This window comes from Burkholderia cepacia, assembly GCF_001718835.1.
In the GTDB taxonomy this organism is placed as follows: Bacteria; Pseudomonadota; Gammaproteobacteria; order Burkholderiales; family Burkholderiaceae; genus Burkholderia; species Burkholderia cepacia_F.
Genome location: NZ_CP013443.1, coordinates 2853546 through 2874003, shown reverse-complemented (window position 1 = coordinate 2874003; position 20458 = coordinate 2853546). Strand labels below are relative to the sequence as shown.

The following is a 20458-nucleotide window of genomic DNA, read 5'->3' as shown; positions in this document are numbered from 1 at the left end:
GTTTTCGGGAAGTTGCGTCAAGGATTGCCACTATTGACGCAGGAGAAACGGAGACGTAAGCGCGCGATGCGCCAAATTGGTAAGTAATTCGTAATGATCGGCACGCTTATCCGATGCCTGCGACGCCCGCGCTGTCCGGCCGCGCGTCGAGCAACTGCGCGCGAATCCAGCGATGCGCATCGGTGCGCGCATGCTTCGCGTGCGAGTAGACCTTCACGGTGTAGCGCGGGATCTCGAACGGTGCCGGAAAGATGCGGATCGGCGCCGCGTGCCGCAGTGCCTGCGCGGCGCGGCTCGGCACGGTCATCAGCAGCGCGGATTCCGCGATCACGAACGGTGCGGCCAGCACCGTCGGCAACTGCACGGCGACTTGCCGCGCGAGGCCGAGCCGGTCGAGCACGTGGTCGACGACGCCGCGCGACTCGTTCCACGGCGTGACGACCACGTGGCGTGCCGCCAGGTACCGGTCGAGCGTGAGGCGGCGCCGGACCTGCGGATGGCGCTCGCTCGCGATGACGACGTAGTCGTCGGAGAACCAGTCGAAGTCCTCGATGCCCGGCGCGTCGGCCGCCGATTCCTCGTGGTAGCCGAGCGCGAAATCGATGCGGCCGGCCGCGAGCTTGTCGGTCGAGATCTTGCGGTCCGAGTGGACGACCCGGAAGCGCAATTGCGGCGCGACATGCTGGATGCGCGCGAGAAACGCCGGCAGCACGGCGAATGCCGTGTAGTCGGTCGCCGCGAACACGAACGTGCGGTCGCTTTGCGCGGGATCGAAGCGGCGCGCGCGGGCGAGCCCCTTCGACATCGCGTCGAGCGCGTCGCCGGCCCAGGTGGCGATGTCGTCGGCGCGCACGGTCGGCTGCATCTCGTTGCCGAGGCGCACGAACAGGGCATCGCCGATCGCGTCGCGCAGCCGCGCGAGCGCGTGGCTCAGCGCGGACGGGCTCAATGCGAGCTCGTGCGCGGCCGCGGCGACGGACCGGTGGCGGTACAGCGCGTCGAACACGAGCAGCAGGTTCAGGTCGAGACGGCGCAGGTCAGGATGCATCATGTTCAGGTCGGGATGAAAAACCTGCACTTCCTGCAGTGGCTCGGCGAACGTAGCATGACGTCTTCATCGGCGCCAGCGCGCGTGCGCGGCGCCGCCGTTTGCTGCATGCCGGCCGGGGAGGGCCTTTACCGTGCAAATCGACATTCGTTCCGCCACCGTCGCCGACGTGCCGCAGATCCTGCGTTTCATTACCGAGCTGGCGATCTACGAGAAAGCCGAAGACCAGGTGGTCGCGACCGTCGCGTCGCTCGAGCGCAGCCTGTTCGGCGACGGATCGCCGGCGCGCGCGCTGATCTGCGAGGTCGACGGCGAGCCGGCCGGCTTCGCCGTGTATTTCTTCTCGTATTCGACGTGGCTCGCCCGGCAGGGGCTGTATCTCGAGGACCTGTACGTGTCGCCGCGTTTTCGCGGCGCGGGCGCCGGGCTGCGGCTGCTGAAGGCGCTCGCGCGGATCGCGGTCGAGTCGGGTTGCGGGCGTTTCGAATGGAGCGTGCTCGACTGGAACGAGCCGGCGATCCGCTTCTACGAGAGCGTCGGCGCGGCGCCGCAGAGCGAATGGGTGCGTTACCGGCTCGCGGGCGACGAACTGCGCGCGTTCGCCGATGCGGCGCCCGTGGACGCCGCGCCGTCGGGCTGCGCATAAACGCAAGTAAGCGCACGTAAGCGCACGTAAACGCAGCCGGGCGCCGCGCGGCGAACCGCGGGGCGCCCGGCGTCGGGGCATCGAAGCGGATTCGGGCTTACTTGAGGCTGCCCGACAGGAACCCGCGCAGGCGTTCGCTCTTCGGGTTGGCAAACACCTCGGACGGCACGCCTTCTTCCTCGACGCGGCCCTGGTGCAGGAACATCACGTGGTTCGACACGTTGCGCGCGAAGCCCATCTCGTGCGTGACGACGATCATCGTGCGGCCTTCCTCGGCGAGCTTCTGCATCACCTTCAGCACTTCGCCGACGAGTTCCGGGTCGAGCGCCGACGTCGGCTCGTCGAACAGCATCACGTCCGGATGCATCGCCAGCGCGCGCGCAATGGCGACACGCTGCTGCTGGCCGCCGGAAAGATGCGACGGATACTGCTTCTCGACGCGCGGTGCGAGGCCGACTTTCTCGAGATACGCGCGCGCGCGCTCCTCGGCTTCGCGCTTGCCGAGCTTCAGCACGTTCACGGGCGCTTCCATCACGTTCTCGATCACGTTCATGTGCGACCAGAGGTTGAAGTGCTGGAACACCATCGACAGCTTGGTGCGCACGCGCTGCAGCTGCTTCGTATCGGCCGCGCGCAGCGCGCCCGTCTTGTCGAGCGCGGTGCGTACTTCCTCGCCGTCGACGAAGATGCGGCCCGCATTCGGCTGCTCCAGGAAGTTGATGCAGCGGAGCATCGTGCTCTTGCCGGAGCCGGACGAGCCGATCACGCTGATCACGTCGCCCGAGTTCGCCTTCAGCGACACGCCCTTGAGCACCTCGTTGTCGCCGTACCGCTTGTGCAGATCGTCGACGAAAAGCTTCTGAGTCTGGGAATTCATCAATAGTCCTGCGAAAACTTACTTGCCTTGCGGGCGCAGATACGCGAGCCAGCGACGCTCGGCCTGGCGGAACAGCCACACGAGCGTGAACGAGATCACGAGGTAGAGCAGGGCGGCAATGCCGAACGCATGGAACGACATGTAGGTCGCCGAGTTCACGTCGCGGGCGATCTTCAGGATGTCCGGCACGGTCGCCGTGAACGCGACCGTCGTCGCGTGCAGCATCAGGATCACCTCGTTGCTGTACAGCGGCAGCGCGCGGCGCAGCGCCGACGGCAGGATCACCCGGCGATACATCGTGAATGTGGACATCCCGTAGGCGCGCGCGGCTTCGATCTCGCCGTACGACGTCGCCTTGATCGCGCCCGCGAAGATCTCGGTGGTGTACGCGCAGGTGTTCAGCGTGAACGCGAGCAGCGTGCAGTGCATGCCGTCGCGGAAGAACGCGTCGAGCATCGGCGTGCCGCGCACGGCCTGCAGGCTGTAGAGGCCCGTGTAGCAGAGCAGCAGCTGCACGTAGAGCGGCGTGCCGCGGAACACGTACGTGTAGAGCCACACGGCGCCCGACAGCCACTTCTTCTTCGACACGCGCGCGACCGCGAGCGGCACCGACAGGCAGAAGCCGAGGCCGATCGACACGACCAGCAGCCACAGCGTGATCGCGACGCCGGTGATGCGGTAGCCGTCGGTGTAGAGGTAGTTGCGCCAGTATTCTTGGATGAGGTCGATCATAGGTCAGCCTTGCGGACGCCGGTCGAGTAGCGCTTTTCGAGCCACATCAGCACGAAGTTCGAGATCGTCGTGATCGCGAGGTAGACGGCGCCCGCGATCAGCGTGAAGAAGAAGAACCGCAGCGTGCCCTTGCCGGCGTCCTGCGATGCCTTCACGACATCGGCCAGGCCGATGATCGACACGAGCGCGGTCGACTTCACGAGCACCTGCCAGTTGTTGCCGATGCCCGGCAGCGCGAAGCGCATCATCTGCGGGAACATGATCCGCGTGAACACCTGCCAGTTGGTCATCCCGTACGCGCTGCCGGCCTCGAGCTGGCCGCGCGGCACCGACAGGAACGCACCGCGGAAGGTCTCGGTGAAGTACGCGCCGTAGATGAAGCCGAGCACGAGCACGCCGGCGAGGAACGGATCGATGTCGATCTGGTCCCAGCCGAGCGCGTCGGTCGCCATGTTCAGCCAGATCTGCAGGCTGTAGAACAGCAGCAGCATCAGCACGAGGTCGGGCACGCCGCGGATCAGCGTGGTGTAGACGGTGCCGACGCCGTTCGTGAAGCGGTTGCGCGACAGCTTCGCGCCCGCGCCGAGCAGCCCCAGCAGGAACGACAGCGCAAGCGAAAGCACCGCCAGCTTGACGGTTTGCCAGGTGCCAGCGAGGATCAGCGGGCCGTAACCTTGTAGAAACATATGTGGTCCTTGACGGCGCACCGGGTGCGCCGCGAAAGACGCGCTCCGCATGTTGCGCGGAACGCCCCGTGCGTATCATGACCGTCCGCCCGGCGAGGGCGCCGGACCTGCCTGCCGCGGTGGGCGGCGGGCGAGGGGGCGGGCGGCGCGTGGTCGACTGCCTGTACTGCGCGAACGCGGGGCGCGCCCCGCATCCATACCCGGCGCTCAGCGGGCCGAATAGACGCTGAACGCGAAATACTTGTGCGACAGCCGGTCGTACGTGCCGTCCTTGTGCATGTCGGCCAGCGCCTTGTTGATCTTGAGCTTCAGATCCGTATCTTCCTTGCGCAGGCCGATCGCGGTGCCGTCGCCGATCGTCTTCGGATCCTTCACTTCCGGCCCGGCGAACGCGAAGCCCTTGCCGCGCGGCGTGCGCAGGAAGCCGTAGTCGGCTTGCAGCTCGTCCTGCAGCGTCGCGTCGAGGCGGCCGGAGCCGAGATCGGCGTAGACCTGGTCCTGGTTCTGGTAAGGAATGATCGTCACGCCCTGCGGCTCCCAGTACGCCTTCGCGTAGGTTTCCTGCGTCGAGCCCTGCTCGACGCCCACGCGCTTGCCCTTCAGCGAGGCGATCGTCGGCAGCAGCGGCGAGCCGGCCTTCGCGATCATCCGCGCCGGCGCGTCGTATACCTTGTCGGAGAAGTCGATCTGCTCGCGGCGCTTGTCCGTGACGGTTAGCGACGACACGATGACGTCGAACTTCTTCGCCTTCAGCGCCGGGATGATCCCGTCGAGATCCTGCGCCACCCACACGCATTTCACGTTGATCCGCTTGCAGATTTCCTTGGTGAGATCGACGTCGAACCCGACGATCTCGCCGCTCGGCGCGGTCGACTCGAACGGCGGGTAGCTGGCGTCGACGCCGATCCGCACGGTCTTCCACTCCTTCGCGAAGGCGCTGCCCGCCACGAGGGCGAGGGCGGCGCACAGGGCGGCCTTCTTCATTTCGATCCTTTAATACTGAGATTCCGTGGCGGCGCGCCGGGCCTGTCGGGCCGTGCGCCGCGCCGTATTCTAGATAGCCAAAATTCGTGTTCGGCGGCCTGGCGGCGGCAACCGCCGGACAGGCGGGCGCCAAAAGGGCGGTATTTTACCCGAACGCGATACCCGGGCAGCGCACAAGCACGCTTCCAGCGGGATCCGTTGGCGGCGAGCGACGCGGGCGGCCCGGATCGGCGCCGCTGTTGCGGCATTCGATGCAGTCTCATCGAACATTGCATGAATTGCGTTCGTGCATGCAACGATCCGGTGCGCGTGCATGGATTGTTGCGGGCTCGGTGAGCCCCTACATTGGCGGCATCCCGACACACCGCCCCACGGACCGCCCATGTTCCAGATTCGCCGCGCCGCCGACCGAGGTCATGCCAACCATGGCTGGCTCGTGTCCCGTCACAGCTTCCCGATCGGTGGCGCTGGCGACGACGCACATCCGCCGTTCGGCGCGCTGTGCGTGCTGAACGACGACCGGATCGCGCCGACGCGCGGCTTCGGCATGCATCCGCACCGCGACATGGAGATCGTCACCTATGTGCTCGACGGCGCGCTCGCGCATCGCGACAGCCTCGGCAACGGGTCGATCATCCGGCCCGGGGACGTGCAGCGGATGAGCGCCGGCACGGGGATCGTGCACAGCGAGTACAACGCGTCGCGCGACCGGCCGCTGCATCTGCTGCAGATCTGGTTGCTGCCGACGGAGCAGGGCGGCCGGCCGGGCTACGAGGAACGACGCTTCGGCGAGGACGAGAAGCGCGGGCGGCTGCGGCTCGTCGCGGCGCCGGACGGGCGCGACGGCTCGGTGTCGATGCGCGCGGATGCGAGCATCCATGCGGGGCTGTTCGATGGCGGCGAAGCGGTGGTGTACGACGTGCCGGCTGGGCGACGCGTATACGTGCACGTCGCGCGCGGTGCGCTGGAGGTCAATGGCGAGCCGCTGGAGAGCGGCGACGGCGTGCGGATCGGCGGGGTGGCGTCGGTTACGCTGGCGAGCGGCCGGGCGGCCGAGGTGCTGCTGTTCGACGTCGCCTGAACGGGCAGGACGGGGTGGAGACGGGGGGGCGGGCCGGGCGCCCGCGTCCCCGTCTCCAATGTGCCGCCGCGCCGGGGAGGGCGGCGCGGCCGGCTTACTGCGCCGGTGCCGATGCGGCCTTGCCCGCCTGGCGGTGCTGTTCCCAGCGTTCCTTCATCTTCTCGTGGCGCTGTTCCATCTTCGCGAACTGCTGCTTGAGCGCCGTGCTGACCGTGGTCTTCTGCTGGTCGTTCAGGCCGTTGTAGAACGCGAGCCACGCGGCGGACGTCTGCTCGCGCAGTTGCGCGTTCTGCTGCTCGGCCTGCTGGCGCGCGGCGTGCATCGCGCTCAGGTCGAGGATCGGCTGGTTCTGCTGCGCCTTGAACTGCTCGCGCATCTGCTCGTGGCTCTTGCGCATCGCGTCACGGTTCTGCTTCATCGTGTTGACGGCGGCCTGCCACTGCTGTTCCTGCGACGCGTTGAGCTTCAGCTGGTCGTGCAGTTTCATGATCACGCCGAACGGGCCGCCGTCGTGCCCGCCGTGCATCTGGTGCATGCCCGGGCCGCCCGGCGGCGGCGCGTCGGCCGGCGGCGCGGCGTGCGCGGTGCCGAATGCGAGAGCGAGCACGGTGGCGGCCGCGATGGCCACGCGGGAAGTCTTCTTATACATTTCAGAAACTCCTGTTCGAAAGGTCCGGCGACGCGGCGGCGGGCGAAACCGCGGGGCCGCATCCGGTAAGACGCAGGTTAGCGAGGCAGGCCCCCGCCGGTGTTACGTGGCGCGGTGGCCGGGTTACCGCGCATTACAGTTCCCTTGCGCGGTAACCCGCAGTAACCCTTTCGTCCCTTTGTTTCGTTCTTTGACTCCGCCCTCGCGCGGTAAACTTCGAGCCATGACTACCCAGATCCTCATCGTCGACGACGACCAAGAACTCCGAGACCTGCTGCGCGACTATCTCGTGCGCCAGGGGATGGAAGTGTCCGTGCTGCACGACGCGGCGACGCTCGAGAAGCGCCTCGAGCGCGAGCGGCCCGACCTGATCGTGCTGGACCTGATGATGCCGGGCGTCGACGGCCTGACCGCGCTGCGCCAGTTGCGCGCGGCCGGCGACGACATCCCCGTGATCATGCTGACCGCGCGGGCGGACGACGTCGATCGCATCGTCGGGCTCGAGCTCGGCGCGGACGATTACCTCGGCAAGCCGTTCAACCCGCGCGAGCTGCTCGCGCGCGTGCAGGCCGTGCTGCGCCGCCGCCGCGCGACGCCGTCGGCGGCGGCGCCCGAGCAGCGCGAGCCGTTCGGATTCGGCCGCTTCGTGCTCGACTTCCAGGCGCGTACGCTGTCGGTCGACGGCAAGCCGGCCACGCTGTCGAGCAGCGAATTCGCGCTGCTTAAGATCTTCGTGAACCATGCGCTGCGCACGCTCACGCGCGAGCGGCTGCTCGAGCTGCTGCACGGGCCCGAGTACGACGGTACCGACCGCGGCATCGACGTCCAGGTGTGGCGCCTGCGCCGCATTCTCGAAACGGATCCGTCGACGCCGCGCTTCATCCAGACGGTGCGCGGGCGCGGCTACGTGTTCGTGCCCGACGGCGAGGCCCATGCGCAAGCCCATTGATTCACTGTTCGGGCGGCTGGCGCTGCTCGTCGTCGGTGTCCTGCTCCTGTCGCACTTCGCGTGGTTTTTCGCGATGCGCCTCGAGCGCAGCCAGATGCAGACGCGCTATGCGGTCGAAGAGGCCGCGTTCCTGGTCGACGCGGTGCGCCAGCACGTCGAGCGCACGCCCGACCAGCCGCTGCCGTCGCGTGTGCGGCTCGTGGCGCCGGACAGCGCCGACGTGCCGAACGGCGATCCGTCGAACCTGCCGGCGGCGCTCAGGCGGTTCCGCGACGACGTGAGCGAGCGGATGCCGCCCGGCACGCGCGTCGAGGTCGGCGCGCCCGGCCATCCGCCCGTGCTGTGGGTAAAGGAGCCGACCGACCGCAACTGGATCGTGGTGCCGGTGCAGCCGCTGCGGCCGCCGCGCTCGCTCGACCGGATGCTGCTGTGGCTCGGCACGATCTTTTCGGCCGGCGTGATTGCCGCGCTGTTCGCAGCCTGGCAGCTGCAGCAGCCGTTGCGTTCGCTTGCGCGTGCGGTCGCGCGCTTCGGCCGCGGCCAGCCGGTGCCGCCGTTGCGCGAACGCGGCCCGCGCGAGCTGCGCCAGCTCACGCATGGCTTCAACCAGATGGTGGAACAGGTGTCGCAGGCCGAGAGCGACCGGGCGGTGATGCTGGCGGGCGTGGCGCACGACCTGCGCACGCCGCTTGCGCGGATGCGGCTGCGGGCGGAAATGATGGACGACGTCCGGCTGCGCGACGGCGTCGTGCGCGACGTCGATTCGATGTCGCACATCGTCGACCAGTTTCTGGTGTTTGCGCACGGCGGGTCCGATCGCAGCGAGCCGGTGCCGGTCGATCAGGCGTGCGAGCGGATCGCACGCAGCTATCGCGCGGTCGCGCCGAACGCTCCGGCGGTCCAGACCCGGCTCGATGCCGATCCGGGCTTCCGCCTGCCGACGGCGACGCTCGACCGGATCCTGTCGAACCTGCTGGACAACGCGCATGCGTACGGTGCGCCGCCCGTGCTCGTCGAAACGGCACGCACGCCCGCCGGCTACGTGCTGTCGGTCAGCGACAGCGGCGGCGGGATCGCCCCGCGCGACCTCGCGGCGGCGACGCGGCCGTTCGTGCGGCTCGATCCCGCACGCGGCGGGAACGGCCACAGCGGGCTCGGGCTCGCGATCGTCGAACGGCTCGTACTCAGGCTGGGCGGGGCGTGCGACATCGGCAACCGCCCCGAAGGCGGCCTGCGCGTCGCGATGACGTTCCCGTTCGAGGTCGTGCCGAAGGACGAACCCCACGCACAGGCCGCATGAGCGCAGCGCGCGGCGCCGGCCTGGCCGGACGCCGCGCGCTGCGTCATTCGCCGAACAGCGTGCCGAGCGTCTCGGCCGCGTTGCTGTCGATGGTGTTGTAGGTCACGCTGGTGGCCTCGAAGATGTAGACGGTCGTATACCGGCCGAGGCGCTCCAGGATTTCCTCCTGCAGCGATTCAGGCACGACGTTCATGTTCAGGTACCATGCCGTCGACGACAGCCGCGTCTGGAACGACCCGTACTCCTGCATCAATTCGTAGAACGCGTCGGCATCCTGATCGCGGCAGACGATCACCAAATTTCCTGCCATTCCCTTTCCTCCCGCTCGTCGATCGATCCCCGTGGGGGCCAGCCCCGATCATACCTGCTTCGCCGTGTCCGGCTCCTGACGGGACGCACGGTTTTGCCCGCCGCGCGCGGCGGGCGGGTTCCCGGCCGGGCCGGATCACGGCATAATTCGGGCCTGCGTGCCGGCCGGCGCGTTGCGCGCCGCTGCGTCCCGCGCCGATCCGTCAGCCGCCGGCCCGTTCCGGGCCGATTCGCCCGCGCTGCGGCGGATTCCACCGTTTCGATCCGGACGGTTGTACCTGAAATACAGGTTGGTGTAGTGTCGTGCCGTTTGCGGATCGACTCGGCCGGAAATTCGCGAGCTGATGCCGTCGGCACGGATGCGACGCATTGCGCCTGCCTTGCATCGTGAGTCAAAACGAATTACCGCACCCGTGCGCTTTGCCATGAATCAACATCGACTGCCGGCTTCGTTCGGCCTTACCGGGGAGGGCGCCTGATGGACGTCGGATTCGTCAATCCGAACCGGACCGCCAACGCGTCCGCGTGGCGCGTTCTGCCGAACCGGTGGGATTTCATCGCGTTTCCGCTGATCATCTGCCTGATCGCGATGGCGGTCGTCGGTTTCCATGAAACGATGGCGCCGATCGCCACCCTGCAGACGCAGAAGATCTCGCTCGATCCGTCGAACCTGCCCGAATACGCGTTGCGCACCACGCTGCGCATGCTCGCCGCGATGGTCGCATCGCTCGCGTTCACCCTCGTCTACGGCACGCTCGCCGCGAAGAGCCGCCGCGCGGGCATGGTGCTGATCCCGATCCTCGACATCCTGCAGTCGGTGCCGGTGCTCGGCTACATCTCGTTTACGGTCACGTTCTTCCTCGCGCTGTTCCCGAGCCGCGTGCTCGGCGCCGAGCTGGCCGCGATCTTCGCGATCTTCACGAGCCAGGCGTGGAACATGACGTTCAGCTTCTACCAGTCGCTGCGCACGGTGCCGCGCGACCTGGACGAAGTGTCGCGCGGCTTCCACCTGACGTCGTGGCAGCGCTTCTGGAAGCTCGAGGTGCCGTTCTCGATGCCGGGCCTGATCTGGAACATGATGATGTCGATGTCGGGCGGCTGGTTCTTCGTCGTCGCGTCGGAGGCGATCACCGTCGGCAACCAGACGATCACGCTGCCGGGCATCGGCGCGTATCTCGCGCAGGCGATCTCGGACAAGAACCTCGGCGCGATCGGCTGGGTGATCCTCGCGATGACCGTCGTGATCCTCGCCTATGACCAGTTCCTGTTCCGCCCGCTCGTCGCGTGGGCCGACAAGTTCCGGATGGAAACCACGAGTTCCGGCAACGCGCCCGAATCGTGGCTGCTCGACCTCGTGCGCCGCACGCGCCTGATCCATCAGCTGCTCGTGCCGGCCGGCTGGCTCTTCGCGAAGGCCGCGCGGATTCCGCTGCGCCTGCCGCTGTCGGGCGCGATGCGTTTCACGCTGCCGAAAGTCGAGAAGAAGGCGTCGTTCGCCGCCGACATCGCGTGGGCGCTCCTCGTGCTGCTCGGCACGGCCTACGTCGTGTGGCGCGTCGTCAGCTTCGTGGCGACCGGCGTGACGATGGCCGAGGTCGGCCACGTGGTCATGCTCGGGCTCGTCACGCTGCTGCGCGTGCTCGTGCTGATCGCGATCGCGTCGGTGATCTGGGTGCCGATCGGCGTGTGGATCGGGCTGCGCCCGGCGCTTGCCGAGAAGATGCAGCCGCTCGCGCAGTTCCTCGCGGCGTTCCCGGCGAACCTGCTGTTCCCGGCGTTCGTGATCGTGATCGCGCGCTTCCACCTGAACGCCGATATCTGGCTGTCGCCGCTGATCGTGCTCGGCACGCAGTGGTATATCCTGTTCAACGTGATCGCCGGTGCGACGTCCTACCCGAACGACTATCGCGAAGCGGCGACGAACTTCCGCATCCGCGGCTGGCAGTGGTGGCGGCAGGCGATCCTGCCCGGCATCTTCCCGTACTACGTGACCGGCGCGATCACCGCATCGGGCGGCGCGTGGAACGCGAGCATCGTGTCGGAAGCCGTGCAGTGGGGCAGTACCAGGATCGAGGCGCACGGCCTCGGTGCCTATATCGCGCAGACCACCGCCGCCGGCGATTTTCCGAAGATCATCCTGGGCATCGCCGTGATGTCCCTGTTCGTTACCCTGTTCAACCGCCTGTTGTGGCGTCCGCTGTATGCCTTCGCCGAAGCGAAGCTGCGGCTCGACTGAGACCGATTGAGAGCGAAACGCGATGCAAAATCCGAATGCTGTAAACGCCCCCGTCCAGACGAACCAGCCGCCGCGCCTCGGCGAGGAAATCCTGCGCGTCGATCACGTCTGTCGCGGTTTCAACAAGACGCAGGGCGAGCTGCTCGTGCTCGACGACGCGAACCTGTCGCTGCGCGAAGGCGAGATCGTCGGCCTGCTCGGCCGCTCCGGCTCGGGCAAGTCGACGCTGCTGCGCATCATCGCCGGGCTGATCGAGCCGACCGGCGGCGAGGTGACCTACCTCGGCAAGCCGCTGCGCGGCCCGGCCGAAGGCGTCGCGATGGTGTTCCAGACCTTCGCGCTGTTCCCGTGGCTCACCGTGCTGCAGAACGTGGAAGCCGGGCTGGAAGCGCTCGGCGTCGGCGCGCGCGAGCGGCGCGAGCGTGCGCTCGCCGCGATCGACCTGATCGGCCTCGACGGCTTCGAGAACGCGTACCCGCGCGAGCTGTCGGGCGGCATGCGCCAGCGTGTGGGCTTTGCACGCGCGCTCGTCGTCGATCCGACGATCCTGCTGATGGACGAGCCGTTCTCCGCGCTCGATGTGCTGACCGCGGAGACGCTGCGTACCGACCTGCTCGACCTGTGGACGCAGGGCCGCATGCCGATCAAGTCGGTGCTGATCGTCACGCACAACATCGAGGAAGCGGTGTTCATGTGCGACCGGATCCTGGTGCTGTCGTCGAACCCGGGCCGCGTGATCGCCGAGATCAAGGTGCCGTTCAAGCATCCGCGCAACCGGCTCGACCCGGCGTTCCGCAAGCTCGTCGACGACATCTACGCGAAGATGACCGCACGCCAGACCGGCGAAGCGACGAAGAAGGGGCTGGAGCTCGGCAGCTGGCTGCCGCAGGTGTCGACCAACCTGATGGCCGGCCTGATCGAGACGCTCGCGATGGCGCCGTACCACGGCCGCGCGGACATGCCGGAAATCGCGCGTACGCTGCACCTCGAGGTCGACGACCTGTTCCCGATCGCCGAAGTGCTGCAATACCTCGGCTTCGCGGACGTGCGGGAAGGGGACGTGTTCCTGACGCCGCCGGGGCGCGTGTTCGCGGAATTCGGCACGCAGGAGCGCAAGCTGATGTTCGCGGACCACCTGCTGAAGCACGTGCCGCTGGCCGCGCGGATCAAGAAGGTGCTGAACGAGCGTCCGGGCCATCGCGCGCCGCGCGTGCGCTTCGAGCAGGAGCTGGAGGATTTCCTGTCCGACGGAGCCGCCGAGGAAACGCTCGACGCGGTGATCGACTGGGGCCGTTACGGCGAGATCTTCTCGTACAACGACCAGACGGAGATCTTCAGTCTCGAGGACGTCGAGTCCTGACCGGCGCGCCGGGCCGCCCGGCCCGGCAGCAGCGGGCACCGCGCGTCACGCGGCACGGCTCGTCACTGCAGGTTGCCCCAGCGGTCGACGGCCGGCTCCGCCGACGCCCACTTCCAGTGCGTGCCTTGCTGGCACGCATTCGCGAAATACCAGTCGGCCTTGTCGCCGTCCTTCACCGAGAACGCGAACTCCTTGCACAGCGCGAGCGCCGACGAATACGCGCGTGTGACCCGCACTTCGCCTTCTCCGTTTTCGAGCGGCAGCGTGTTCTTCACCTTCCACGGCTTCACTTCGCCGACGGCGAGACTGCCGGCCGTCTTCGCGATTGCATCCTGCTGATTCTGATGGAGCTGCTTCATCGTGCGGTTCACGGCTTCGTCGGTCGCGGCCTGCACGGCGATCCCGACACCGACGCCGACCGCCGGGTTCGCGGTGACGAGGCCCGTCGCCGCGCCGGCCAGCGCGCCGCTCGCCGCGCCGACCGACCCGCAGCCCGACAGCGTGGCCGCCGCCGCGCACAGCGCACCGATCGCCGCGATACGAATCGCGACGCTCATTGCAGCGCGCCCCAGCGTTCGGTCGCCGGTTCCGCCGACGCCCATTTCCACACGGGGCCGTCGCGGCAGATCGTGGCGACGTAGAACGCCGATTGCGCGGCCTTGTCGGCTTTCGCCGGCGTATCGACCGCGAACACGATTTCCTTGCAGTCGAGCGGGCCGATGCTGATCATCCGGCTGACCGTCACGCGGCCCTGTTCGTCGTCCTCGATCGGGAACGAGTGGTGCGTCGACCACGGCGCGACGCCGCCCACGTCGAGCGGGCCGGCCGCCTTCGCGATCTGCTCCTGGGTGTAACGGTGCGCGACGCGCTGCGTGTACTGGACGCCCGCACGCGCGCCGGCGACGGCGCCGAGGCCGATGCCCGTCGCGACGGCGGCGTTGTTGGTGACCTTGGAGGCGATCGCGGCACCCGCGATACCGGCGCCGGCTGTCGCGCCCTCGCTGTACAGCGAGTTGCAGCCGGACAGCAGTGCGGCCGTGGCGATCGCGGCCAGCACGACGCGCGCCGGGATGGCCCGGCGCGGCGATTCGAAACGAGTGTTCATCCCTGAGTGCAAGTCCTGTCTGGGTGAGCGGCCACGCGTGCGCGCCCTCATGCCGCGTCATTGTTTCGCAATTGTCATAGGAAAAATGCAAAGCTTTGACAAATCGCCGGCGGCCGGCCTCGCGCACGCGCGCGGCGCTATTGTCTGGCAGATGGTGGGCGAGGGGTCGAAACGTTACAAATTGAAGGTAATTGTTACTCTGGCGTGCAAGCTTCGCGCCTAGACTGTTTTGTTATGGAATGTTTCGACGACGGTCGTGCGCCGTTCAACCCATGAGACACCCAGCCATGCGCCGTTCCAGACGGCCTGCGCAGCAACCGCCCGACACGGGCGCCGGCGGCCCGCGGCCGCGCACCGATGCGCCATCCGCGCCGCCTGCCGGCGCGCCCGGCGAGACGCCGTCCGACGGCGATCACAACCAGGGCGGTGCCCGCCCGGAAGGGCTCGACTATCAACGCGACCTCGGCGTCGATCAGGACGCGTGACGTCCTTGTCGTTGCATTCCTGCGCCGCATCCATTGCCGCATTTCGTTGCATTTCGTTGCATTTCGTCGCATTTCTCACGTCTGAATCGCCGCGCGGCAGCCTTCGGGTTGCCGCGCCCGTCACGGCGCGCGCCTTGCGCGCCGGCTATTCGAATCAAGAAGGGGGAAGCCGCATGAGCAGATTGATCGTGGTATCGAACCGTGTCGCCGCCGGCGAGGACACGCGCCCGAGCGCGGGCGGCCTTGCCGTCGGCGTGATGGACGCGCTGAAGGAAACGGGCGGTGTCTGGTTCGGCTGGAACGGCGAGATCGTCGGTGCGCCGGATGCCGAGCCCGCGATCCAGCGGGACGGCAACGTGACCTATGCGACGGTCGGGCTGACCCGACGCGACTACGACCAGTACTACCGCGGCTTCTCGAACGCGACGCTGTGGCCGGTGTTCCATTACCGCGGCGATCTCGCGCGCTTCGACCGCCAGGAGTACGCGGGCTATCTGCGCGTGAACGCGATGCTGGCGAAGCAGCTCGCCGCGCTGCTGCGCCCCGACGACCTGATCTGGGTGCACGACTACCATCTGCTGCCGTTCGCGCATTGCCTGCGCGAGCTCGGCGTGAAAAACCCGATCGGCTTCTTCCTGCACATCCCGTTCCCGTCGCCCGACATGCTGCGTCTCGTGCCGCCGCACGAGGAGCTCGTGAAGTTCATGTGCGCATACGACGTCGCGGGCTTCCAGACCGAGGCCGACAAGCAGGCGTTCACCGACTACATCGAACGGCGCGGCATCGGCGCGGCGAGCGACGACGGGATGCTGCACGCGCACGGGCGCGTCGTGAAGGTCGCCGCCTATCCGATCGGCGTCTATCCCGACGCGATCGCACAGGCGGCCGTCCAGTACGGCTCACGCAAGCCGGTGAAGATGCTGCGCGAGGCGCTCGACGGCCGCAAGCTCGTGATGAGCGTCGACCGCCTCGATTATTCGAAGGGGCTCGTCGAGCGCTTCCAGTCGTTCGAGCGGATGCTCGCGAATGCGCCGGGCTGGCAGGGGCGTGTGTCGCTCCTGCAGATCGCGCCGCCGACGCGTTCCGACGTGCAGACCTATCAGCACATCCGCGAAACGCTCGAAGGCGAGGCCGGCCGCATCAACGGCCGCTTCTCGCAGCTCGACTGGACGCCGATCCAGTACCTCAACCGCAAGTACGAGCGCAACCTGCTGATGGCGTTCTTCCGGATGTCGCAGGTCGGCTACGTGACGCCGCTGCGCGACGGGATGAACCTCGTCGCGAAGGAGTACGTGGCATCGCAGGATCCGGCCGACCCGGGCGTGCTCGTGCTGTCGGAGTTCGCGGGCGCGGCGGCCGAGCTGACCGGCGCGCTGCTCGTCAATCCGTACGACCTGTCGCAGATGGCCGAGGCGCTCGAGCGCGCGCTGTCGATGCCGCTCGCGGAGCGGCAGGCGCGCCACGAGGAGAACCTCGCGCGGCTGCGCGGGAACGACCTGTCGGTCTGGCGCGACACCTTCGTCGCCGACTTGCGCAGTGTCGCGGCCGCCGCGTCGGTCACGCGGCGCGCGGGCCGGCGGATCGCGCATGTCTGAGCGCGCGCGAGTGGGCGGCGGCGCGGACGACGGGGCAGACGAGGCCGCCCGGCGCTTCTTCGTCGTGACCGGTGGCCCGGGTTCGGGCAAGAGCACGTTGCTCGATGCGCTCGAGCACGCCGGTTGCGCGCGCTCGCAGGAAGCCGGGCGGGGCGTGATTCGCGACCAGATGGCGATCGACGGCCCCGCGTTGCCGTGGCGCGACCCGGCCGCGTTTGCCGAGCTGATGCTGAGCTGGGAGATGCGCTCGTACGAGCTCGCGCGGCATGCGCGCGGGCCCGTGTTCTTCGATCGCGGCGTGCCGGACGTGATCGGCTATCTGCGGTTGACGGGGCTGGCCGTGCCCGCGCATGCGGAGGCCGCGGCCAACCGCTTCCGCTACCACCGGCGCGTGTTCATTGCACCGCCTTGGCCGGACATCTATGCGCAGGACACCGAGCGCCGGCAGGATTTCGCGGAAGCCGTGCGCACCTACGACGCGATGGTCGAGTGCTACACGTCGTACGGCTACCGGCTGATCGAACTGCCGCGCGAGAGCGTGCAGGCGCGCGTGCGTTTCGTGATGGACGCGCTCGACGAGACGTGATGCGCGCCGGGCGCCGGCCCGGTCAGGCCGATGCGCTCGGCTGCGGCGACGCGATGCGCAGCATGCTGACGAACGCGGCCACTGCCGCGAATGCCGCGGCGACATAGAGCGCGACGGTCGGCCCGTGCGCGGGCGCGATCCCGAAGATCAGCGCAACGAGCGCGGCGCCGAGCGTCTGCCCGGTCAGCCGCGCGGTGCTCAGCATGCCACCCGCGCCCCCGCTGCGCTCGTGCGGCGCCGACGACAGCATCGCGCGGTTGTTCGGCGACTGGAACAACCCGAAGCCCGCACCGCACAGTGCCATCCGCCACACGATGTCGACGGTGCCCGGGTGCGCGCCGATCGTCGCGAGCGACAGCAGCCCGGCCGCGAACAGGGCGAGCCCGATCCCGCCGAGGATGCCCGCCGAATAGCGATCCGACAGCACGCCCGCGAGCGGCGCGGCGAATACGATCACGAGCGGCCACGGCGTCATGTAGAGGCCCGTCTCGACCTGCGAGAAGCCGAGCGAGTGCTGCAGCCAGAACGGCAGCGCGACGAACGCGAGCATCTGCGACGTGAACGACGCCATCGACGTATAGATCGACAGCGCGAACATCGGGATGCGCATCAGGTCGACCGGCAGCAGCGGCGCGGGCTGCGACAGCTGGCGCTTCACGAAGAAGTAGCCGACGACGAACGCGACGGCCAGTTCGGCCGCGACGTACGCGTGGCCTTCGCCGTGGCCGAGCCCGTCGACCGCTGTGATCAGCAGACCGAACACGCACGCGTTCATCAGCGCGCTCGGGAAGTCGTACGGCGCATCGTGCAGCGGGTTGGACGGCAGCGCGCGCAGGCTGCCGATCACCGCGGCGATGCCGATCGGTACGTTGACCGCGAAGAGCCACGGCCACGACGCGAACGACAGGATCGCGGACGCGACCGTCGGCCCGATCGCCGACGACAGCGCCACCACCATCGCGTTGATCGACAGCCCGCGCCCGAGCATCGCCGACGGGTAGATCATCCGCACGAGCGCCGCGTTGACGCTCATGATGCCGGCCGCGCCGAAACCCTGGATCACGCGCATCACGGCCAGCATCGGCAGCGAACCGGCGAGCGCGCAGCCGAGCGACGCCGCGGTGAACAGCGCGAGCCCCGCGATGTAGATGCGGCGGTAGCCGATGCGCTCGCCGAGCGAGGCGAGCGGCAGCAGCGTGATCGTGACCGCGAGCTGGTACGCGTTGACGATCCAGATCGATGCGGCGTCGGACGCGTGCAGGTCGCGTGCGATCGTCGGCAGCGCGACGTTCGCGATGGCGCCGTCGAGCACGGCGAGCGTGATGCCCAGTGCGACGCAGACGATCGCCCAGTAGCGTTGCGGAAGCGGCAGGCCGGTATCGGGATTCATGGCTAAAGCGTGTCGGCCCCGGGCCGGGATGCGGCGCTGGGGCGTCCTTGTGGGGTTCGACGGCGGGAAGGCGCAGGCGGCGCGGACCCTTGCGGGTGCGAGCCGGCCGAGTGTATCACCGGGCCGCGCAACGCGTCGTCGACGCCGGCCGGCGGGCCCGCGCGATCATCCCTCGAAGTCGAGGCCGCCGAGCCGCACGAGCGGGTCGGCCTGCGTGCGCGACAGGAGATCGATGTCGCGCGCGCCTTCCCATGCGCCCAGCTTTTTCGGGAGGGCAGCCAGGTAGTGCTCGAAGCGCGCTTCGCCTTCCGGCTCCATCAGCCGCTCGATTTCGTCGGTGTCCCAGGTCAGTTCGAGATTCAGCGGATGCTCGAAGCCGCTGACATGCTCGTGCGGCGTGCTGCGGACGCGGACCTGCGACGGGTGCCCGTGGCCGCCATAGGGGACGACGTCGGTCAGCACGTGATCGGCGAAGAAGGCGGCGATCGCCCGTGCGATGCGCGGGGCGAATTCGGTATCGAAACGGTGGGCGGTTTCGGGCTGCATGAAGGCGTCTCCTTGGTCCCGAAAATGTAGCACGGCGCTTGCGCGTTTTGGCTCGCCGGTCCGGCGTAAACGTGCGTTACCACTTGCTGCATCTATTACGGCCGCCTGCCGCCACAATGCATCGCATCCAGTACCACTTCGCGTGGGAGCCCATCATGAAAAAAATTGCCGCAGTGTGTGTCCTCGCCGGTTCGCTTGCCGTGGCGGGTCCGGCGTCCGCGCATGGCCGCGACGGCGGCGCCGTCATCGGCGCATTGATCGGCGGCGCGGTGCTGGGCGCGATCGTGACGTCCGCGATGAATCCGCCCGTCGCGTATCAGGCGCCCGTGTACCAGGCACCGGCCTATCAGCCGCCGACGTACTACCAGGCGCCGGCGTATCAACCGCCGGCCTATGCGCCGGGTTATCAGCAGGCGCAGTACCAGGACGATGACGGCTATGGTTACGGCGGCCAGCCGCGCTATTGCTACGACCGCTACCAGCGCGCGTATGTGTGCGGCGGCGCGCCGGCGTCGGGCGGTTACGGCTATGTGCAGCCGGGCGGATGGTGAGCGTGGCTTCGTGCCGTTGAAAAGCAGAAGGCCCTCGCATCGAGCGAGGGCCTTGTTCGTTGATGGCGCGCCGGTGTCGTGGCAATTGCGCGGTCATGGCGCACATGCCGGGTCATTCGCGCCGCTGCACGGCGCCAGCACCGGATACAAACGGTTGCAATTGCGTCAGTGCCAGCGGCCGTTACCGCGGTCGTTGTCGCCCTGGCCGCCGCGCCAATCCCGGGCGCCGCCGCTCGCGCGATTGCCTTCGGTCGGGCGGTTGCCGCGATTCCATCCGCCGTTGCCGCGATCACCCCAGTTGCGATCGCCCCAGCCACGGTCGCGTCGCCAGTCGCGGTCGTCGCGCCGGTAATCGTGGCGATCCCAGTCTCGACCGCCGCCCCAGATGTTGACCGTGCCGTACACGGGCGCATACGCGGGGCCGTACGCGTAGCCGGGGTCCGAGTAATAGGTTTGTCCGTAGCCGTATCCGGCGTCCGGGGCGACGACGCAGCCGGCCAGCAGCGTGGCGACGGCGGCGGTGGTGGCGATGAGCTTGATCATGGCGTTCTCCCTTGGGGCGAATCATAAGAGGCGGAACGCCGCGCATCTGCCACCAATTGTGTCTCAAAATTACAGCGAAGTAAGGTCGGCGGGCGAAAGTGTTAGCATCCGGAGCTCATTTGTTTTTCAGGAGTACCTCGATGAAATTCGCGATCCGGGCCGCGCTGGCCGCCTTGTGCGTGACGAGCGCCGCCGCATGCGCGGCAGGGCCGGCGCCGGAGGCCGCGGTGACGGCCGAGTCGATCAAGATGTTTCCGCAGCCGGCGGCCGGCCAGCAGCGCGTCGTGATCGCGCTGCCCGCGCTCGAGAACGAAGGCGATGCGCGCGTCGAGCTGATGATCGGCAAGACGTTGCAGACCGACTGCAACCAGCAGTGGTTCGGCGGCGAGCTGACCGCCGAGGACGTGAAGGGCTGGGGTTATACGTACTACCAGCTCACCGACGTGAAGGGGCCGGCCTCGACGCTGATGGCGTGCCCGGGCCAGGCGCCGCAGCAACGGTTCGTGCAGGTGCGCGGCGATGGCCAGCTGCTGCGCTACAACAGCCGCCTGCCGCTCGTCGTCTATGTGCCGGACGGTTTCGAGGTGCGCTATCGCGTGTGGCGGGCGTCGGATGACGTGAAGCGCGCGGTCGTGCAGTAACGCGTTGGAGTGATGGGCCGCGTGGGTGTCGTGGAATGGTGATGCCTGCGCGGCTCCACGAGGACTTTGGTTGCCGGCACAGGGGCTCGCTTCTGGCCGATGTCATTACATGTCCGCGAAACGGGGCATGCAGCAGGTTACCGCGGACAAAAACAAAAA

At 68.1% G+C, this 20458-nt stretch carries 24 protein-coding genes; 11 read left to right on the top strand and 13 right to left on the bottom strand.

Annotated elements, in window-relative coordinates; genetic code table 11:
* Window positions 1–106 precede the first annotated feature (106 nt).
* Complete coding sequence (locus WT26_RS16455) at window positions 107–1051, bottom strand: LysR family transcriptional regulator (protein WP_069273786.1); 945 nt, start codon at window positions 1049–1051, stop codon at window positions 107–109.
* Window positions 1052–1181: 130 nt separating this feature from the next.
* On the opposite strand from WT26_RS16455, the gene WT26_RS16450 reads away from it, so the two are divergent.
* Window positions 1182–1694, top strand: coding sequence for a GNAT family N-acetyltransferase (locus WT26_RS16450; RefSeq protein WP_069273289.1), 513 nt, complete (start codon window positions 1182–1184; stop codon window positions 1692–1694).
* 97 nt (window positions 1695–1791) lie between these two features.
* On the opposite strand, the gene WT26_RS16445 is transcribed toward WT26_RS16450, so the two are convergent.
* The 4 genes from WT26_RS16445 to WT26_RS16430 all read right to left on the bottom strand — a co-directional run bounded on the left by WT26_RS16445 (window position 1792) and on the right by WT26_RS16430 (window position 4973).
* Window positions 1792–2571, bottom strand: coding sequence for an ABC transporter ATP-binding protein (locus tag WT26_RS16445; protein WP_069273288.1), 780 nt, complete (start codon window positions 2569–2571; stop codon window positions 1792–1794).
* 18 nt (window positions 2572–2589) lie between these two features.
* Window positions 2590–3303, bottom strand: coding sequence for an ABC transporter permease (locus WT26_RS16440; protein WP_027786760.1), 714 nt, complete (start codon window positions 3301–3303; stop codon window positions 2590–2592).
* Window positions 3300–3989 (bottom strand): ABC transporter permease, encoded by a 690-nt coding sequence (locus WT26_RS16435; protein ID WP_021158491.1) that lies wholly within the window; start codon window positions 3987–3989, stop codon window positions 3300–3302. Before WT26_RS16435 ends, WT26_RS16440 begins: the two co-directional genes overlap by 4 nt.
* Before the next feature lie 207 nt (window positions 3990–4196).
* Window positions 4197–4973: an ABC transporter substrate-binding protein gene (locus tag WT26_RS16430; RefSeq protein ID WP_069273287.1), complete on the bottom strand. Its 777-nt coding sequence runs from the start codon at window positions 4971–4973 to the stop codon at window positions 4197–4199.
* 382 nt (window positions 4974–5355) lie between these two features.
* Between WT26_RS16430 and WT26_RS16425 the strand changes: the two genes are divergently transcribed.
* Window positions 5356–6054 carry a pirin family protein gene (locus WT26_RS16425; RefSeq protein ID WP_069273286.1) on the top strand — a complete coding sequence of 233 codons (699 nt, stop codon included), beginning with the start codon at window positions 5356–5358 and terminating at the stop codon, window positions 6052–6054.
* A gap of 94 nt (window positions 6055–6148) precedes the next feature.
* On the opposite strand, the gene WT26_RS16420 is transcribed toward WT26_RS16425, so the two are convergent.
* Window positions 6149–6703 (bottom strand): periplasmic heavy metal sensor, encoded by a 555-nt coding sequence (locus tag WT26_RS16420; RefSeq protein ID WP_069273285.1) that lies wholly within the window; start codon window positions 6701–6703, stop codon window positions 6149–6151.
* A gap of 223 nt (window positions 6704–6926) precedes the next feature.
* Here WT26_RS16420 and WT26_RS16415 point away from each other — a divergent pair, with 223 nt between their 5' ends.
* Entirely contained in the window at window positions 6927–7652 is a 726-nt protein-coding gene (locus WT26_RS16415; RefSeq protein ID WP_059531955.1) for a response regulator, read from the top strand.
* Window positions 7636–8952 (top strand): ATP-binding protein, encoded by a 1317-nt coding sequence (locus WT26_RS16410; RefSeq protein WP_059531957.1) that lies wholly within the window; start codon window positions 7636–7638, stop codon window positions 8950–8952. Before WT26_RS16415 ends, WT26_RS16410 begins: the two co-directional genes overlap by 17 nt.
* 43 nt (window positions 8953–8995) lie before the next feature.
* Here WT26_RS16410 and WT26_RS16405 read toward each other — a convergent pair whose 3' ends face one another.
* A complete protein-coding gene (locus WT26_RS16405) occupies window positions 8996–9262 on the bottom strand; it encodes a hypothetical protein (protein WP_027786765.1) in 267 nt (88 codons plus the stop codon).
* A gap of 135 nt (window positions 9263–9397) precedes the next feature.
* Window positions 9398–9688, bottom strand: coding sequence for a hypothetical protein (locus WT26_RS37360; RefSeq protein WP_155774662.1), 291 nt, complete (start codon window positions 9686–9688; stop codon window positions 9398–9400).
* Window positions 9689–9739: 51 nt separating this feature from the next.
* Between WT26_RS37360 and WT26_RS16400 the strand changes: the two genes are divergently transcribed.
* Together WT26_RS16400 and WT26_RS16395 are read left to right on the top strand one after the other, a co-directional pair.
* Window positions 9740–11497 (top strand): ABC transporter permease, encoded by a 1758-nt coding sequence (locus WT26_RS16400; RefSeq protein ID WP_069273284.1) that lies wholly within the window; start codon window positions 9740–9742, stop codon window positions 11495–11497.
* A gap of 22 nt (window positions 11498–11519) precedes the next feature.
* Complete coding sequence (locus tag WT26_RS16395; RefSeq protein ID WP_059900904.1) at window positions 11520–12857, top strand: AAA-associated domain-containing protein; 1338 nt, start codon at window positions 11520–11522, stop codon at window positions 12855–12857.
* Window positions 12858–12919: 62 nt separating this feature from the next.
* Here WT26_RS16395 and WT26_RS16390 read toward each other — a convergent pair whose 3' ends face one another.
* Both WT26_RS16390 and WT26_RS16385 read right to left on the bottom strand, forming a co-directional pair.
* A complete protein-coding gene (locus WT26_RS16390; RefSeq protein ID WP_059649200.1) occupies window positions 12920–13414 on the bottom strand; it encodes a hypothetical protein in 495 nt (164 codons plus the stop codon).
* A complete protein-coding gene (locus tag WT26_RS16385) occupies window positions 13411–13962 on the bottom strand; it encodes a hypothetical protein (RefSeq protein WP_059530755.1) in 552 nt (183 codons plus the stop codon). Before WT26_RS16385 ends, WT26_RS16390 begins: the two co-directional genes overlap by 4 nt.
* Window positions 13963–14249: 287 nt before the next feature.
* Here WT26_RS16385 and WT26_RS16380 point away from each other — a divergent pair, with 287 nt between their 5' ends.
* The 3 genes from WT26_RS16380 to WT26_RS16370 all read left to right on the top strand — a co-directional run bounded on the left by WT26_RS16380 (window position 14250) and on the right by WT26_RS16370 (window position 16628).
* Complete coding sequence (locus tag WT26_RS16380; protein WP_069273283.1) at window positions 14250–14447, top strand: hypothetical protein; 198 nt, start codon at window positions 14250–14252, stop codon at window positions 14445–14447.
* 173 nt (window positions 14448–14620) lie between these two features.
* Window positions 14621–16042, top strand: coding sequence for an alpha,alpha-trehalose-phosphate synthase (UDP-forming) (gene otsA, locus WT26_RS16375; protein WP_069273282.1), 1422 nt, complete (start codon window positions 14621–14623; stop codon window positions 16040–16042).
* The gene (locus WT26_RS16370; RefSeq protein ID WP_069273785.1) at window positions 16035–16628 is read left to right on the top strand and encodes an AAA family ATPase; all 594 of its coding nucleotides are present in this window, start codon (window positions 16035–16037) and stop codon (window positions 16626–16628) included. The genes otsA and WT26_RS16370 overlap by 8 nt, the downstream gene beginning before the upstream one ends.
* A gap of 22 nt (window positions 16629–16650) precedes the next feature.
* Here WT26_RS16370 and WT26_RS16365 read toward each other — a convergent pair whose 3' ends face one another.
* Window positions 16651–18018 carry an MFS transporter gene (locus tag WT26_RS16365; protein ID WP_069273281.1) on the bottom strand — a complete coding sequence of 456 codons (1368 nt, stop codon included), beginning with the start codon at window positions 18016–18018 and terminating at the stop codon, window positions 16651–16653.
* A gap of 165 nt (window positions 18019–18183) precedes the next feature.
* On the bottom strand, window positions 18184–18564 hold the full coding sequence (locus WT26_RS16360) for a DUF5594 family protein (RefSeq protein WP_069273280.1): 381 nt from the start codon (window positions 18562–18564) through the stop codon (window positions 18184–18186).
* A gap of 116 nt (window positions 18565–18680) precedes the next feature.
* On the opposite strand from WT26_RS16360, the gene WT26_RS16355 reads away from it, so the two are divergent.
* Window positions 18681–19115 (top strand): hypothetical protein, encoded by a 435-nt coding sequence (locus WT26_RS16355; protein ID WP_069273279.1) that lies wholly within the window; start codon window positions 18681–18683, stop codon window positions 19113–19115.
* 165 nt (window positions 19116–19280) lie between these two features.
* Here the strand turns inward: WT26_RS16355 and WT26_RS16350 are convergent, their stop codons facing one another.
* Entirely contained in the window at window positions 19281–19658 is a 378-nt protein-coding gene (locus WT26_RS16350) for a hypothetical protein (protein ID WP_069273278.1), read from the bottom strand.
* 140 nt (window positions 19659–19798) lie between these two features.
* Between WT26_RS16350 and eco the strand changes: the two genes are divergently transcribed.
* Entirely contained in the window at window positions 19799–20299 is a 501-nt protein-coding gene (gene eco / locus WT26_RS16345) for a serine protease inhibitor ecotin (protein WP_069273277.1), read from the top strand.
* The last annotated feature ends 159 nt before the right edge of the window (window positions 20300–20458 follow it).